Here is a 15,723-nt window from a genome sequence, read left to right as displayed (position 1 = left end):
GCGGGAGGCGGAGGCCCCGTCGGCCGACGGGGCCGGGGACGACGCGCGGCCGGCCGAGCCCCGGGCGGAGCCGGAGGAGACCGCCGAGGACTCCGAGGACGGGGCCAAGCGCCCGCCGGCTGCCGACGCGGAGCCGGGCGGGGAGCGGGAGGCGGCCGCGCCGAGCGGGGCGTCCGCCGACCACACCCCCGAGCGGGAGTCGGCGCCCGCGCCGCGCCCCCAGCCGGGGCCCGCGACGCCCGGTGAGCCGCCGACGGCGGAGCCGGAGCCGGAGCCCACCACCGAGGAGCCGCGGCCCGAGCCCGAGCCGGAACCCAGCCCCGAGCCCCCGACGTCGGAGCCGACGCCCGATCCCTCGACCCCCGCGCCCGGGGGCGGCGGCTGATCCGTTTGCGTGGCGGGCCGTGGCGTGCGTATGCTTGTAGATCGTTTGATCCCACTTCCCCGGCGCCCCACGTAGCGCGCCGAGTGGCGCGTTCCTCGTCTAGCCGTGGCTGACCGCATCCAGGCGGTCCAGAGCACCTACGGAGCTAAGGCGCGTGCCGACACCCGAACTCCGGAAGGTTCTCACTTCGCATGTCCGTGACCACGCCCGAAGCTGTACTACCGCTTGACGACGAGCCGACGACGACCTTCGCCGACCTTGGCCTGCCGCCGGCGATCGTGCGCAAGCTCGCCGAGAACGGCGTCACCACTCCCTTCCCCATCCAGGCCGCCACCATTCCCGACGCGCTGATCGGCCGGGACATCCTCGGCCGCGGCCGCACCGGCTCCGGCAAGACCCTGAGCTTCGGTCTGCCCACGCTGGCCAGGCTGGCCGACGGCCGCACCCGCGCCAAGCACCCGCGCGCCGTGATCCTGACCCCGACCCGCGAGCTGGCCATGCAGGTCTCCGACGCGCTGGAGCCCTACGGCGACGTGCTCGGGCTGCGGCTCAAGGTGGTCTGCGGCGGCACCTCGATGGGCAACCAGATCTACGCCCTGGAGCGCGGCGTCGACATCCTGGTCGCCACGCCCGGCCGGCTGCGTGACGTGATCGCGCGCGGCGCCTGCTCGCTCGACGACGTCGAGATCGCCGTCCTCGACGAGGCCGACCAGATGGCCGACCTGGGCTTCCTGCCCGAGGTCACCGAGCTGCTCGACCAGGTGCCGCCCGGCGGTCAGCGGATGCTGTTCTCCGCCACCCTCGAAAACGAGATCGACACCCTCGTCAAGCGGTACCTGGTGGAGCCCGTCAGCCACGAGGTGGACGCGGCGCAGGGCGCGGTGACCACCATGAAGCACCACGTGCTGATCGTGAAGCCGCGCGACAAGGCCCCGCTGACCGCCGCGATCACGGCGGGCGAGGGCCGCACCATCGTCTTCGTCCGCACCCAGCTCGGCGCCGACCGGGTGGCCGGGCAGCTGCGCGAGGCCGGGGTCAAGGCCGACGCGCTGCACGGCGGCATGACCCAGGGCGCCCGCACCCGCACCCTGGCGGACTTCAAGGACGGCCACAACAGCGTGCTGGTCGCCACCGACGTCGCCGCCCGCGGCATCCACGTCGACGGCATCGACGTGGTGCTCAACGTGGACCCGGCCGCCGACCACAAGGACTACCTGCACCGCTCGGGCCGCACCGCGCGGGCCGGCCGTTCCGGCACCGTCGTCTCGCTGGCGCTGCCGCACCAGCGGCGCACCATCTTCCGGCTGATGGAGGACGCGGGCGTCGACGCCTCGCGCCACATCATCGGCCGCGGCGACCTGTTCGACGAGGACGTGGCCGAGATCATCGGCGCCCGCTCGCTGACCGAGGTCCAGGCCGAGGCCGCGATGGGCGCGGTGACCCACGCCGAGCGCGAGGCCGCCCGGCTGGGCCGCGAGCTGGAGCAGGCCAAGGAGCGCGCGACCGAGCTGCGCGAGGAGGCCGAGCGGCTGACCGCGCGCGCGGCGCGCGAGCGCGGCGACGACCCGACCGAGGCGATCGAGGCCGCGGCGAAGGTGCGTGCCGAGGCGCTGGCCGAGGCGGAGCGCGAGGCCGAGCGGGAGGCACGGCGCGCGGCGCGCGCGGAGGCGGCGCGCGCCGAGCGGGGCGACCGCGGTGACCGCGACGACCGGCGTGGCGGCGGGTTCCGCCGTGACGACCGGGACCGCGACCGGGATCGGGGCGAGCGCCGTTCGTACGGCCCGCGCCGCGACGACCGCGACCGGCGGGACGGCGACCGCGGCGGCTTCCACCGCGACGACCGTCGCCCCGGCGGCGGCGGCTTCCACCGTGACGACCGCGACCGCCGCGAGGGCGACCGGGGCGAGCGCCGTTCGTACGGTCCGCGCCGCGACTTCGACCGGCGGGACGGCGACCGCGGCGGCTTCCGTCGCGACGACCGTCGCCCCGGCGGCTTCCGCGACGACCGCCCGTCGTCGTCCTCGTTCGAGCGCAGGTCCGAGAAGCCGCGCTGGAAGCGCGACTGACTCCTGGCGGGGTCACGGCCCCGCCGAGCGCGTCTGACGCGCGTTCGGCCCCCCTCGCCCCCGCCGGGAGCGAGGGGGGCCGGGCTATGCTGCTCCCTACGGGCCGTTAGCTCAATTGGCAGAGCAGCGGACTTTTAATCCGTTGGTTGTGGGTTCGAGTCCCACACGGCCTACCACGAGGGCGACACGCGACGTCCTGGTCGAACGCCCCGTCCGCCGGCGGCGGTTCACTGGTCGAGATCGGTCCACAGTCCCTTCTCTCCGTAGCAGGAACCCGGCAGCGGAGCGCCGCCGTTCCTGCCGACCGCGATGGCCATGAGCTCGTCGAGGTCGTAGATCGCCCGGCCCGGCGAGCCGTAGCGGGTGATCTTTCCTCGGCTGGCCCACTTGCGGATGGTCGCGCAGGTCACGCCGACGGCGAGCGCGGCGAGTTCGGTGGTGACGGGGCGCTGCGGTTCCGAGTCCCCGCTCACCCGCGGCCTCCCGCCGTGCCGGCCGGCGCCGACTCCCGCCGCCAGGCCGTCCGCCCCAGCCGGTGGGCCAGCAGGAGCCACTGCTGGGCGGGCCAGGTGTGGCCGCCGTCGCATGCCACGTGGTGGCGCGTGGGGCCGTGGCTGTGGAAGCGGACGGTGACCCGACTCTCGCAGCCGGGGTGGGGGCATCCCCCCACGTCGACTCTTCGGGACGGGCCGCCGTTCAGCGCTCGGCGGGCGGTCCGGCTCACCGTGTCCATCTCCGCCAGGAAATCGGCTGCCGCGGGGTGCGCCAGCAGCCGGTCCAGATGGCGGGAGAGAAAGGCGGCGAGTTCGTCCACGGTCCGCCGCGCCGGGGCGGTGAGCCCGAACTCGTCCACCACGAGTCCCGCCCAGGCGGCCGTCACATGGAGCAGATCGGTTCGTGCGCTGGCGGCGGCCTCGTTGATCGGGAGGCCGTGTTGGGTACTGCCGCTCACCCGTTCGGTCATCATCGGGCGCGGCGGTCGGGCCAGCGCGGTCTCACTGGCGAGGTAGAGCTTCGGCAGCCCGGTCAGGACCGCCTCGACGCACTGTCGGCAGGTCGGACAGACGGCGAGGCCGGGCACCACCGGCCGCCCGCACGTCGTTCTCCGACCCGTTTTTGGTCTTGGCGCGGCACATGATAACTCCGACATCCATTACCCCCGTACTGCATGGAATTATTGGAGGATTTCAACCTTTCCCAGCGGGAAAGAGGATGGGATCATTCCCGCTGGGTTTAAGTTGTGAATTCAACGTTCGCGCCGCAGGCCGTGAATCACCTTGCTTGGTCCCGGCAGGTGGTGATTCGGAGCGTCATTGTCGCGGCGCCTGACTAACCCCGAGGTATGAGAACACATTGCCAACGTGTGAACCCAGGGGCATCTGATGTGATGTACGCCACTCCCCCCTCGGGTTTGGCGTGCCCCCCGGGGAGTGCGGGGAGGATCGCGTCGACTCGCGCGCCGGTGTGGCGTTTCCACAGGTCAGTGCAGTTCCGGCGGGTTCGTGGGGTGGGCTCGGCGCGGGCCGGGCGGTGTCGTGGCCGGACCGGCGGGCCGGTGGGCCTGTGGCGATCTGTCCGTGAGGTCGCTATTCGGCGAGTGGGGTGTGGTGGCTCGGGTGTCGGGAATCCGCTACGCGGTGCGCGGATATACCCCGGGTGGCGGGCTTATCATCGCTTCCCACCGGTCAATGGGTGACGTGTTCTCTTCAGGTGGGCGGGTCGGGGGTGACGGTGGGTATCCCCGTGGTCGGCCCGGCTTTTCCATCGTGTCGGTTTGCGGGTGGCTTCGGGCGGCCGGGGTGAAAACGGTCGGGAGGCCGCTTCGGTCGCGGCGTGCCGGGTTGTGAACCGCTGTGCCCCGGCTCTTCCGTCGAGGCCGGGCGCGGCGCGAATCCGGTGCGTATCGGATGGCGTCGAGCGAGCAGAACTTTCCTCGCATTTCGGGCTTTGACATCGACGTTGGACGTGTGTCACGCTCTTCGGCCAGCGGCGGACGTGCGTCCACAGCACGCCGGGCCACCGGCCACCGCCGCCCTTCCAGATCCAGGAAAACGCCCCCTGACCTCGGCGAACGAGGCGGGCTCCGTGGCGTGACCCTCCCCCTGCCGCATCCGAAGGCCCACGCCGGCGGCGCGCCGACGCGGCCACCTCCACGACGGCCACCTCCACGACCTCCCGGCCGTCCCCTCGGCATGCCCGCGGGCCGCGCGGCCGGCGCCGAAGGCGACGAGAGAAGGGCAATCACCGTGACGCCGACGATCCCCCGATCCGACATCGACCTGTGGTCCGAGGAGGTCATCCAAGCGCCGTACGCCGCCTATCGCGAACTGCGCGACCTGGGCCCGGCCGTCTGGCTGGAGCGGTACCAGGTCTACGCCGTGACCAGGTACGACGACGTCTACGAGGCGCTGCACGACCATGACGCGTTCGCCTCGGGTGCCGGGGTCGCGCTCAACGAGCGGCTCAACCAGAAGATGAAGGGCAGCGCGCTGGTCAGCGACCCGCCGTACCACGACCACGTGCGTGGCGTGATGGGCGGCCCGCTCACCCCGAAGGCGCTGCGGGCGCACCGCGAGGACTTCCAGCGGCTCGCCGACGACCTGATCGACCGGCTGCTGGAGCGCGGCGACTTCGACGCGGTGGTCGACTTCGCCCAGCTCTTCCCGCTCTCCGTGGTGCCCGACCTGCTGGGTTGGCCGACCGAGGGCCGGGAGAACTTCCTGGCCTGGGCGTCGGCCGGGTTCAACGCGCTGGGGCCGATGAACGAGCGGGCCGAGGCGGACATCCCGGTGCTCGCCGGGATGTGGGCCTTCATGGCCGAGATCGTGCAACCGGGCCGGCTGCGGGCCGGGAGCTGGGGCGACGACCTGGTGGCGGCCGCCCAGGCGGGCACCGTCAGCAAGCAGTTGCTGCCGGCGCTGATCGGTGACTACCTGGTGCCGTCCCTCGACACCACGGTTTCCTCGCTGACCAGCGCGATGCTGTTGCTCGGCCGACACCCGGAGCAGTGGCGGGCCGTCCGCGAGGACCCCGCGCTGATCCCCAACGCGCTCAACGAGGTCATCCGCCTGGAGACCCCGATCCGCGCGCTGGCCAGGACGGTCACCAGGGACCGGGAGCTGAGCGGCACCGTGTTGCCCGCCGGTTCCCGGGCGTTGATCGTCTACGCCTCGGCCAACCGGGACGAGCGGCACTGGGACGAGCCGGAGACCTTCGACGTCACCCGCGCCAACGCCAACACCCACGTCGGGTTCGGCCACGGCATCCACGGCTGCGTCGGCCAGGGCCTGGCCCGCCTGGAGGGCCACGCGCTGCTGACCGCGCTGGCCGAGAAGGTCGAGACGATCGACGTGGGCCAGCCGGAGTACCGGGTCCACAACACCATCAGGGCGATCACCACACTGCCGGCGACGCTCAAGGCGTCCACGTGAGGCGACCGGCCGCGAGCCGGTCGGAGGCTGGAGGAACGGTGAAGGTATTCGTTGACCGGGCCCGCTGCGAGGGCCACGGGCTGTGCGAGGACGCGGCGCCCGCCCTGTTCGGGCTCGACGACGACGGCGAGTTGGTGGTCAGGTTCTCGGAGACGGTGCCCGCGGGGCAGGAGGACCCGGCGGACGCGGCGGTGCGGGTGTGCCCGGTGGGCGCCCTGCGGCGCTCCGGCGAGTCCTGAATGCGCTGCGAAGGGCTGTACGTCGCCGCCACCGGCACCCGGCTGCCGGCGGCGACGAGCGTGGAGCGGGCCGTCGCCGACGGGCTGGTGGAGTCGGCGCTCGCGACCTCGCTCCGGGTCGCCTCGGTGACCGTCTCGGAGGGCGAGTCCGGCCCGGAGATGGCCGCCGCCGCCGGTCGGACCGCACTGGAGCGGTCCGACGTGGCGCCGGCGGAGATCGACATCGTGCTGCACGCCTCGATCTACCACCAGGGGCAGGAGCTGTGGGCGCCCGCCTCCTACGTGCAACGGGTCGCCGTCGGCAACCAGTGCCCGGCGCTGCACGTCGGGCAGGTCTCCAACGGCGGGATGGCGTCGCTGGAGTTGGCCGCCGCCTACCTGCGCGCCGCCCCGGGGCGCACCGCCGCGCTGCTGACCGCGGGTGACCGGTTCTGCCCGCCGGGCTTCGACCGGTGGCGCAGCGACCCGGGCACCGTCTACGGGGACGGCGGCTCGGCGCTGGTGCTCTCGACGAGGCGCGGCTTCGCCCGGGTGCGCAGCCTGGCCACCGCGTCCCGGCCGGAGTTGGAGGGCATGCACCGCGGCTCGGCCCCGTTCGGCCCGGTGCCGTTCAGCCACCGGGAGCGGGTCGACCTGGCGGCGTGCAAGGACGAGTTCCTGGCCGAGACCAGCCGCTCGCTGGCCACCTCCCACCTGGGCTCGGGGCAACAGGAGGCGCTGAAGCAGGCGTTGGCCGACGCCGATCTCGAACTCGCCGAGATCGACTGGCTCGTGCTGCCGCACCTGGGCTTCCGGCGGCTGTCGGCGAGCTACTTCAGCAGGTACGAGATCGACCCGGAACGCACCACCTGGCCCTGGAGCCGCACCGTCGGACACCTGGGCGCCGGCGACCAGTTCGCCGGGCTCGACCACCTGGTGACCAGCGGCGCCGCCGGCCCGGGCAGCCGCTGCCTGCTGGTCGGGGTGGGCGCCGGGTTCAGCTTCTCGTGCGCGGTCGTGGAGGTGCTGGAGACGCCCGGGTGGGCGGGCTGAGCGCCGGAGGGCGGCCATGCCGTCGAAGGGAGAGGCCGGATGGGCCGAAGGATCGTGCTGCTGCTGCCCGGACAGGGCGCCCAGCACCAGGGCATGGGAGTGCCGCTCTACGAGCGGGAGCCGGTCTTCGCCGAGGCGATGGACGCGTTCTTCTCGGCGATGGGCGAGGAGGGCGAACGTCTGCGGGCCGACTGGCTCAGCGACGCACCGACCGTGCCGATCGACGACGGGCCGCGGGCCCAGCCGTTGCTCTTCGCCATGGGCCACGCCGTGGGCCGGGTGCTGATCGAGCGCGGACTGCGGCCCGGGCTGCTGCTCGGGCACAGCGTGGGGGAACTGGCGGCCGCCGCGCTGGCCGGCGTCTTCGCACCGGCGGCCGGGGCGCGCATCCTGCGCGGCCGGTCCGCGGCGCTGGCCGGCGCGCCGCCCGGCGGCATGCTGGCCGTGGCCGCGGCCCCCGAGCGGGCCGCCGAGCTGATCACCCCGCGGTGGGCCGCCGCGGGGCTCGCCGTCGGGGCGGTCAACGGCCCCGCGCAGACCATCCTGGCCGGCCCGGAGGCCGAGCTGACGCTGGCGGCCGAGGCCGCCAGGGCCGCTGAGCTGACCTGCGTCCGGGTCCGCGCCCACCAGCCGTTCCACTCGCCCGTGCTGGCCGAGGCGGCCAGGGAGTTCGAGAAGGCCATCGCCGCCGAGCGGCTGCGGGCCCCCGACACGCCGGTCCTCTCGGCCAGGACGGCCAGGACCGTCGCGCCGGAGGAGGCGGTGGACCCCGGGTTCTGGGCCCGGCTGATGAGCGAACCGGTGCTGTTCTGGCCGGCGCTTGCCGGGCTCCCGGCCGACGAGGGGTTCCTCTTCGTCGACACCGGACCCGGCAACGGGCTGGCCACCATCGCCAGGCGCCACCCGTCGGTGCGGGCCGGCCTCAGCCAGGTGGTCCCCCTGATGCCGCCGCCGGGACGCGACCCGTGGCCGGTCTGGGAGCAGGGGCTCGCCACGCTGGCCGCCGCCGGCTGACCGCGACCGATCCGACCGATCCGACCGACCACGGCACCCACCACCCAACGAACAGGACCCGGTTGCCAGGCCGGGGTCAGAGAGACAGGGGAAGCGATGCACAGCACACTGATCGTGGCGCGGATGCGTCCCGAGTCCGCGGCGGACGTGGCGAAGCTCTTCGCGGAGTTCGACGCGACGGAGATGCCGGGGCTGATGGGCACCAGGCGCCGGGAGCTGTTCACCTACCAGGGCCTCTACTTCCACCTCCAGGACTTCGAGGGCGAACAGGGCGAGCGGGGCATCGAGGAAGCCAGGTCGCACCCCCTCTTCCAGGGGATCAGCGCCGACCTGCGGCCCTACATCGACCCCTACGACCCGCAGACGTGGCGGTCGCCGGCCGACGCCATGGCACGTCGCTTCTACCACTGGGCACCGTCCGCCTGACGACCCCTCGGGTCGCATCCCAGATCAGGAGGTGACGTCCCATGGGGCGTCGAGTTGTCATCACAGGTGTTGGGGTGCTGGCGCCCGGCGGCGTCGGCGTGAAGGACTTCTGGGGCCTGCTGAGCGAGGGCCGGACCGCGACCCGGCCGCTGACCTTCTTCGACGCGAGCCCGTTCCGTTCCCGGGTGGCGGCCGAGGTCGACTTCGACCCGGCGGCGCACGGACTCGGCCCGCGCGAGACGCGGCGGATGGACCGCGCCGCACAGCTCGCGGTGGCCGCCGGCAACGAGGCCGTGGCCGACAGCGGCCTGGAGTTCGCCGCGCTCGACCCGGCGCGCGTCGGCGTCGTGGTGGGCAGCGCGGTCGGCGCCACCATGAGCCTGGAGGAGGAGTACCGGGTCGCCAGCGACGACGGACGGCTCGCCCTCGTCGACCACGCCTACACCGTGCCCCACCTCTACGGGCACTTCGTGCCCAGCTCGTTCGCCGCCGAGGTGGCCTGGCAGGTCGGTGCCGAAGGCCCGGTGACGGTCGTCTCCACCGGCTGCACCTCCGGGCTCGACTCGGTCGGCCACGCGGTCGAACTGATCAGGGAGGGCAGCGCCGACGTCATGATCGCCGGCGCCACCGACGCGCCCATCTCCCCGATCACCGTGGCCTGCTTCGACGCGATCAAGGCCACCACCCCCCGCAACGACGACGCCGAGCACGCCTCCCGGCCCTTCGACGCCACCCGCAACGGCTTCGTCCTCGCCGAGGGCGCGGCCGTGCTGGTGCTGGAGGAACTGGAGAGCGCGCGGCGACGCGGCGCCCGGATCCTCGCCGAGGTCGCCGGGTTCGCCACCCGCTCCAACGCCTACCACATGACCGGGCTGCGCCCCGACGGCAAGGAGATGGCCCAGGCGATCCGGGCGGCGATGGACGAGGCCAGGATCGCCCCCACGGACGTGGACTACGTCAACGCGCACGGCTCGGGCACCAAGCAGAACGACCGGCACGAGACCGCCGCCTTCAAGGCGACGCTCGGCGAGCACGCCTACCGGACGCCGGTCAGCTCCATCAAGTCCATGATCGGGCACTCGCTCGGCGCGATCGGCACCATCGAGATCGCCGCCTGCGTGCTGGCGATCGAGCACGACGTGGTGCCCCCGACCGCCAACCTCACCACGCCCGACCCCGAGTGCGACCTGGACTACGTGCCGGTCACCGCCAGGGAGTGGCGCACCGACACGGTGCTCACCGTCGGCAGCGGCTTCGGCGGCTTCCAGAGCGCGATGGTGTTGCGGAGGGCGGCATGAGCGACAGGCCCGTCAAGACCGTCGTCACCGGGCTCGCCGCGCTGGCCCCCAACGGCCTGGGCACCGAGGCCTACTGGGCGGCGACCCTCGCCGGGCGCGGCGGCCTGGCCGAGATCACCCGCTTCGACGCCCGCGGCTACCCGGCCAGGCTGGCCGGCGAGATCGACGGCTTCGTGCCGGGTGACCACCTCTCGGGCCGGATGCTGCCGCAGACCGACCACATGACCAGGCTCAGCCTGGTCGCCGGCGACTGGGCGCTCGCCGACGCCGGTGTGAAGCCGGGGGAGTGGCCGTCGTTCGACATGGGCGTGCTGACGGCGGCCTCGGCCGGCGGCTACGAGTTCGGTGAGCGCGAGCTGCGGAACATGTGGAGCAAGGGGAACGGGTACGTCAGCGCGTACCAGTCGTTCGCCTGGTTCTACGCCGTCAACAGCGGGCAGCTCTCGATCCGCAACGGGATGCGCGGGCCGAGCGGGGTGTTGGTCGGCGAACAGGCCGGCGGGCTCGACGCCCTCGGGCAGGCGCGCCGACTGGTCCGCAAGGGCACCCCGCTGATGCTCTCCGGCGCGGTCGACTCCTCGCTCTGCTCCTGGGGCTGGGTCGCCCACCTGGCCGGGAGGCGGCTCAGCACCAGCGACGACCCCGAGCGCGCCTACCTGCCGTTCGACGCGGCCGCGTGCGGCCATGTCCCGGGCGAGGGCGGGGCGCTGCTGGTGCTGGAGGAGGCCGCGGCGGCCGCCGCCCGCGGCGCCGTGAACTACGGCGAGATCGCCGGCTACGGCGCCTCGTTCGACCCCGCGCCGCGCAGCGGCCGGCCGCCCGCGCTGCGCCGCGCCGTCGAGCAGGCGCTGCGCGACGCCGACGTCGCGCCGGGCGACGTGGACGTCGTCTTCGCCGACGCGGCGGCCGTCCCCGAACTCGACGACGTCGAGGCGGCGGCGCTCGTCGAGGTGTTCGGCGCCGGCGCGGTGCCGGTGACCGCGCCGAAGACGATGACCGGGCGGCTCAACTCCGGCGCCGGGCCGCTCGACGTGGCCACCGCCCTGCTCTCGATCAGGGACGGGGTGATCCCGCCGACCGTCCGGGTCTCGCCCGACGCGCGCCACCGGATCGACCTGGTGGTCGCCGAGCCGAGGCGGGTCCCGGTGACCACCGCGCTGGTGGTCGCCCGCGGCTACGGCGGATTCAACTCGGCGCTCGTCGTCCGCGCCGCCTGAGGCGCCCCGGCGCACGGCGCCGCACCCCCGACAGAAACCTGCCCCGACAGAAACCTGCCCCGATGGAAGGAAGAACCATGGCTGACGCACGGATGACCCTGGACGACCTGCGGCGCGTCCTGCTGGAGGCGGCCGGCGCCGACGAGGGCATGGACCTTGGCGGCGACATCACGGACACCCCCTTCGACGACCTGGGGTACGACTCGCTCGCGCTGATGGAGGCCGGCAGCCGGCTCCAGCGCGAGTTCGGCGTGTCGCTCAGCGACGAGAGCCTCGCCGAGGCGACCACGCCGCGAGCCCTGATCGACCTGGTCAACGACCGGCTCGCGGCCGGCGCCTCGGCCTGAGAGGAACCAGGAGGCATGAGCATGGCCACCGAGGAGAGGCGCGTCGTCCTGGTGACGGGCGCGACCAGCGGCATCGGGCTCGCCGTGGCGAGGACGCTGGGCGAGCGGGGGCACCGGATCTTCCTGTGCGCCCGCGGTGCCGACGGCGTCGAGGCCACCGTCAAGGAACTGCTCGACCAGGGGATCGAGGCGGACGGCGCGCCGTGCGACGTGACCGAGGGCGAGCAGATCACGTCGTTCGTGCGCGCCGCGGTCGACCGGTTCGGGCCCGTGGACGTGCTGGTCAACAACGCCGGTCGGGGCGGCGGCGGAGTCACCGCCGACCTCACCGACGAGTTGTGGCTCGACGTCATCAACACCAACCTGACCAGCGTGTTCCGGATGACCCGCGAGGTGCTCACCACCGGTGGGCTGCGGGAGCGGGGCTGGGGCCGGATCATCAACATCGCCTCGACCGCCGGCAAGCAGGGCGTCGTGCTGGCCGCGCCCTACTCGGCGTCCAAGCACGGCGTCGTCGGCTTCACCAAGGCGCTCGGCAACGAGCTGGCCCCGACCGGGATCACCGTGAACGCGGTCTGCCCCGGCTACGTCGAGACCCCGATGGCCCAGGGGGTCCGCAGCCGCTACGCGGCGTTCCACGGGACCACCGAGCAGGCGATCCTCGAGAAGTTCCAGGCGAAGATCCCGCTCGGCCGCTACTCGACGCCCGAGGAGGTCGCCGGGCTGGTCGGCTACCTGGCCTCCGACACCGCCGCCTCCATCACCGCCCAGGCCATCAACGTCTGCGGCGGACTCGGCAACTTCTGAGGGATCGAAGGGGATCGTGACCGTGTCACAGGAGCAGCAGCCCACCACCAGGAACGTGCGGCACGAGATCGCGGTCCTGGCGCCGGCCGTCGCCGTCTACCAGCTGATCGCCGACGTCGGCAACTGGCCGCGGATCTTCCCGCCCACCATCCACGTCGACCACCTCGGCCACCAGGGGAACAGCGAGCGGATCCGGATCTGGGCCACCGCGAACGGCCAGGCCAAGAGCTGGACCTCGCGCCGCGAACTGGACTCCGGGGCGCTGCGGATCGACTTCCGGCAGGAGGTGTCCAGTCCGCCGGTGGCGGCGATGGGCGGCGCCTGGATCGTGGAGCCGGTCGGCGACCGCGCCTCCCTGGTGCACCTGCTGCACGACTACCGCGCCGTGGACGACGACCCGGAGCGTCTGGCCTGGATCGACCGGGCCGTGGACCGCAACAGCCGCTCGGAACTGGCCGCGCTCAAGGACAACATCGAGCGGGACGTCGGCGAGGACACCACCCTCGCCTTCGAGGACAGCGTCCGGGTGCGCGGCTCGGCGAAGGACCTCTACGACTTCGTCAACGAGGCCGGCGCCTGGGAGCGGCGGCTGCCGCACGTGGCGCGGGTCTCCTGCGTGGAGGACACCCCGGGGCTCCAGGAACTGGAGATGGACACCCGCACCAAGGACGGCGCCACCCACACCACCCGATCCTTCCGGGTCTGCCTGCCGGACCGGATCCACTACAAGCAGGTCACCCTGCCGCCGCTGCTGGCCCTGCACACGGGCCACTGGTCGTTCGAGGCGGACGGGGACGAGGTCGTCGCCACCTCCCAGCACACCGTGGTGATCGACACCACCAGGATCGAGACGGTGCTCGGCGCCGGCACCACCCTCGACCAGGCCAAGGCGTTCGCCCGCCAGGCGCTCGGCACCAACAGCCTGGCCACCCTCGGCCACGCCAAGGAGTACGCGGAGCGGCGTGCCGTCGCAGGGCGCGGGTGAGCGGCCGGGCGGGCCGGGCCGGCGGCCGGCGGCGCGCCGGGGAGCGCGCGACCGACACCCAGGTCGTGGTCGTCGGAGCGGGCCCCGTCGGGCTGCTGCTCGCCGGCGAACTGCGGCTCGGCGGCGCGGACGTGGTGGTGGTCGAGCGACTGGCCGAGCCGACCACCGAGTCACGGGCCTCGACGGTGCACGCGCGCACCATGGAACTCCTCGACCAGCGCGGCCTGCTGCCCAGGCTCGGCGCCCAGGACCGGGAGACCAGAGGCCACTTCGGCGGCCTCCCCCTCCAACTCGACGACCTGCCGAGCCCGTTCGCCGGCCTGTGGAAGATCCCGCAGGCCCGGATCGAGGCGCTGCTCGCCGACTGGGCGGTGGGGCTCGGCGCCCGGGTGCGGCGCCGGCACGAGCTGATCGGCCTGGAGCCGGGGCCGACCGGGGTGACCGCCCGGCTGGCCGGCCCCGAAGGGACGTCGACGCTCCGCGCCGACTACCTGGTGGGCTGCGACGGCGAGCGGAGCACGGTGCGCGAGCTGGCCGGCATCCCGTTCCCCGGGGCGGCGGCCGGCCGGGAGATGCTCCGGGCCGACGTGGCCGGCGTGGACGTCCGCGGTCGCCGCTTCGAGCGGCTCGCCGCGGGCCTCGCGGTCGCCGCCAGGCGACCGGACGGGGTGACCCGGGTGATGGTCCACCGGTTCGGCGCCCCACCCGTCGAGCGGTCCCGCGAACCGGCGTTCGCCGAGGTCGCCGACGTCTGGGCCGAGGTCACCGGCGAGTCCATCGGGCACGGCACCCCGCTGTGGGTCAACGCCTTCGACGACACCAGCCGGCAGGCCGCCCGCTACCGGGCCGGCCGGGTGCTGCTCGCCGGGGACGCCGCCCACGCGCAGCTCCCGGTGGGCGGCCAGGCGCTCAACCTCGGCCTGCAGGACGCGGCCAACCTGGGCTGGAAGCTCGCCGCCACGGTGGCCGGGCACGCCCCCGACGGGTTGTTGGACAGCTACCACCGGGAGCGCCACCCGGTCGGCGCCAGGACCATGACCAACATCAGGGCCCAGGCCCAGGTGCTGCTCGGGGCGCACGACGTGGACCCGCTCCGCGAAGTCCTCGCCGAGCTGCTGGCGTTCGCCCCGGTGCGCCGCCACCTGGCGGCCATGATCGCCGGGCTCGACATCCGCTACGACATCGGCGGCGGCGACCACCCGCTGCTCGGCCGGCGGCTGCCGCCCACCCGCCTGACCACGGGCCACGGCGCCACCGGCACCTCCGCGCTGCTCGCCGCCGGGCGCGGGGTGCTGCTCGACCTGGCGCCGCCCGGCGCCGTCCCGCGCGTCGCCGTGGCGGCGCCGTGGGCGGACCGGGCGGTGACCGCCGCCGCGCGGGCGGAGCGCGGCGGGCCGCTCGACGGCCTGACCGGTCTCCTGCTGCGTCCCGACGGCCACGTCGTGTGGGTCGGCGGCTCAGGCGGTGGCGGCGGCGACCTGGACAGCGCCCTGTGCCGGTGGTTCGGAGAACCCCGGCCCCGATCAAGGAGAAGTGCGGCATGACCGAACTCGCCGGCAGGACCGCCCTGGTCACCGGATCGAGCCGGGGCATCGGCGCGGCCACCGCCCGGCGGCTCGCCGGGGACGGCGCGCTGGTCGCCGTGCACTGCGGCGACGACACCACGGGGCTCGACGAGACCGTCGCCGCCATCCGCGAGGCCGGCGGCACGGCCTTCCCGGTGGTCGCCGAACTCGGCGTTCCCGGCGACGCGGACCGGCTCTTCGAGGGGCTGACCAAGGGGCTCGCCGAGCACACCGACCGTCAGGAACTCGACATCCTGGTCAACAACGCCGGGATCCTCTCCACCATGCCGCCCGAGATGGTCACCCCGGCCGAGTTCGACCGGATGATCGCGGTCAACGCCAAGGCGCCGTTCTTCATCGTCCAGCGGATGCTGCCCCTCATCCCGCGCGGCGGCCGGATCGTCAACGTCTCCACCGGGCTCACCAGGTTCGCCAACCCGCAGGAGATCGCGCACTCCATGGCCAAGGCGGCGCTGGAGATGATCACCCTCCACTTCGCCCGGCACCTCGGACTGCGCCGGATCACCGTCAACACCGTGGCGCCCGGCGTGGTGGACAACGGCGACCCCTTCCTCCAGGCCCCCGAGCTGCGCCGGCTGCTCGCCGGCCTCTCGGTCTTCGAGGAACTCGGCGAGCCGGACGGCATCGCCGACGTGGTCGCCTTCCTGGCCTCCGACGACGCCCGGTGGATCACCGGCGCGTGGATCGACGCCACCGGCGGGACCCTGCTCGGCCAGAGCCTGTGAGCGGCGCCCGGGCGGCCGCGTGAGCGGGCGACGGCTGGTCGTGGTCGGCGGCTCGCTGGCCGGCTTCCGCGCCGTGGAGGCGGCGCGCCGCGCCGGCTTCGCCGGCGAGGTGGTGCTGGTGGCGGCCGAGTCCCACCCGCCCTACGCTGTCTCTTATACAGATGT

General features: G+C 73.8%; 15 protein-coding genes, 1 tRNA gene and 1 pseudogene. 15 read left to right on the top strand and 2 right to left on the bottom strand.

Features of this window, described 5'->3' with window-relative positions; all coding sequences use genetic code 11:
- The 3 genes and pseudogenes from E1283_RS38145 to E1283_RS15655 all read left to right on the top strand — a co-directional run.
- A pseudogene (locus tag E1283_RS38145) lies at window positions 1-385 on the top strand (DUF5819 family protein); the annotation flags it as partial.
- Window positions 386-576: 191 nt separating this feature from the next.
- Complete coding sequence (locus E1283_RS15660) at window positions 577-2,451, top strand: DEAD/DEAH box helicase (RefSeq protein WP_132818650.1); 1,875 nt, start codon at window positions 577-579, stop codon at window positions 2,449-2,451.
- Between the two features lie 100 nt (window positions 2,452-2,551).
- A tRNA-Lys gene (locus E1283_RS15655) sits at window positions 2,552-2,627 on the top strand.
- Window positions 2,628-2,678: 51 nt separating this feature from the next.
- Here E1283_RS15655 and E1283_RS15650 read toward each other — a convergent pair.
- Both E1283_RS15650 and E1283_RS15645 read right to left on the bottom strand, forming a co-directional pair.
- Window positions 2,679-2,924, bottom strand: a complete 246-nt coding sequence (locus tag E1283_RS15650; protein ID WP_132818649.1) for a MerR family transcriptional regulator — start codon at window positions 2,922-2,924, stop codon at window positions 2,679-2,681.
- Window positions 2,921-3,532: a globin family protein gene (locus tag E1283_RS15645; RefSeq protein WP_132818648.1), complete on the bottom strand. Its 612-nt coding sequence runs from the start codon at window positions 3,530-3,532 to the stop codon at window positions 2,921-2,923. The genes E1283_RS15650 and E1283_RS15645 overlap by 4 nt, the downstream gene beginning before the upstream one ends.
- Window positions 3,533-4,697: 1,165 nt before the next feature.
- Here E1283_RS15645 and E1283_RS15635 point away from each other — a divergent pair.
- The 12 genes from E1283_RS15635 to E1283_RS39705 all read left to right on the top strand — a co-directional run bounded on the left by E1283_RS15635 (window position 4,698) and on the right by E1283_RS39705 (window position 15,558).
- Window positions 4,698-5,882, top strand: coding sequence for a cytochrome P450 (locus E1283_RS15635; protein ID WP_132818646.1), 1,185 nt, complete (start codon window positions 4,698-4,700; stop codon window positions 5,880-5,882).
- Between the two features lie 38 nt (window positions 5,883-5,920).
- Window positions 5,921-6,121, top strand: a complete 201-nt coding sequence (locus tag E1283_RS15630; protein ID WP_132818645.1) for a ferredoxin — start codon at window positions 5,921-5,923, stop codon at window positions 6,119-6,121.
- Window positions 6,122-7,153, top strand: a complete 1,032-nt coding sequence (locus E1283_RS15625; protein ID WP_132818644.1) for a ketoacyl-ACP synthase III family protein — start codon at window positions 6,122-6,124, stop codon at window positions 7,151-7,153.
- Window positions 7,154-7,192: 39 nt separating this feature from the next.
- Complete coding sequence (locus E1283_RS15620) at window positions 7,193-8,167, top strand: acyltransferase domain-containing protein (RefSeq protein WP_132818643.1); 975 nt, start codon at window positions 7,193-7,195, stop codon at window positions 8,165-8,167.
- Between the two features lie 96 nt (window positions 8,168-8,263).
- Entirely contained in the window at window positions 8,264-8,593 is a 330-nt protein-coding gene (locus tag E1283_RS15615; protein ID WP_132818642.1) for a TcmI family type II polyketide cyclase, read from the top strand.
- A gap of 41 nt (window positions 8,594-8,634) precedes the next feature.
- On the top strand, window positions 8,635-9,891 hold the full coding sequence (locus tag E1283_RS15610) for a beta-ketoacyl-[acyl-carrier-protein] synthase family protein (protein WP_132818641.1): 1,257 nt from the start codon (window positions 8,635-8,637) through the stop codon (window positions 9,889-9,891).
- Window positions 9,888-11,108: a ketosynthase chain-length factor gene (locus tag E1283_RS15605; protein ID WP_132818640.1), complete on the top strand. Its 1,221-nt coding sequence runs from the start codon at window positions 9,888-9,890 to the stop codon at window positions 11,106-11,108. The genes E1283_RS15610 and E1283_RS15605 overlap by 4 nt, the downstream gene beginning before the upstream one ends.
- A gap of 77 nt (window positions 11,109-11,185) precedes the next feature.
- Complete coding sequence (locus E1283_RS15600; protein WP_132818639.1) at window positions 11,186-11,455, top strand: acyl carrier protein; 270 nt, start codon at window positions 11,186-11,188, stop codon at window positions 11,453-11,455.
- A gap of 21 nt (window positions 11,456-11,476) precedes the next feature.
- The gene (fabG, locus tag E1283_RS15595) at window positions 11,477-12,262 is read left to right on the top strand and encodes a 3-oxoacyl-ACP reductase FabG (protein ID WP_132818638.1); all 786 of its coding nucleotides are present in this window, start codon (window positions 11,477-11,479) and stop codon (window positions 12,260-12,262) included.
- A gap of 16 nt (window positions 12,263-12,278) precedes the next feature.
- The gene (locus E1283_RS15590; protein ID WP_279571259.1) at window positions 12,279-13,247 is read left to right on the top strand and encodes an aromatase/cyclase; all 969 of its coding nucleotides are present in this window, start codon (window positions 12,279-12,281) and stop codon (window positions 13,245-13,247) included.
- On the top strand, window positions 13,244-14,791 hold the full coding sequence (locus tag E1283_RS39710) for an FAD-dependent monooxygenase (RefSeq protein ID WP_165956134.1): 1,548 nt from the start codon (window positions 13,244-13,246) through the stop codon (window positions 14,789-14,791). Before E1283_RS15590 ends, E1283_RS39710 begins: the two co-directional genes overlap by 4 nt.
- Window positions 14,788-15,558, top strand: coding sequence for an SDR family oxidoreductase (locus E1283_RS39705; RefSeq protein ID WP_165956133.1), 771 nt, complete (start codon window positions 14,788-14,790; stop codon window positions 15,556-15,558). The genes E1283_RS39710 and E1283_RS39705 overlap by 4 nt, the downstream gene beginning before the upstream one ends.
- The last annotated feature ends 165 nt before the right edge of the window (window positions 15,559-15,723 follow it).

It is taken from the genome of Streptomyces hainanensis, assembly GCF_004348415.1.
GTDB classification, from domain to species: domain Bacteria; phylum Actinomycetota; class Actinomycetes; order Streptomycetales; family Streptomycetaceae; genus Streptomyces; species Streptomyces hainanensis.
The sequence above is the reverse complement of the archived record's forward strand: the minus strand, read 5'-3'. Positions and strand labels throughout refer to the sequence as shown.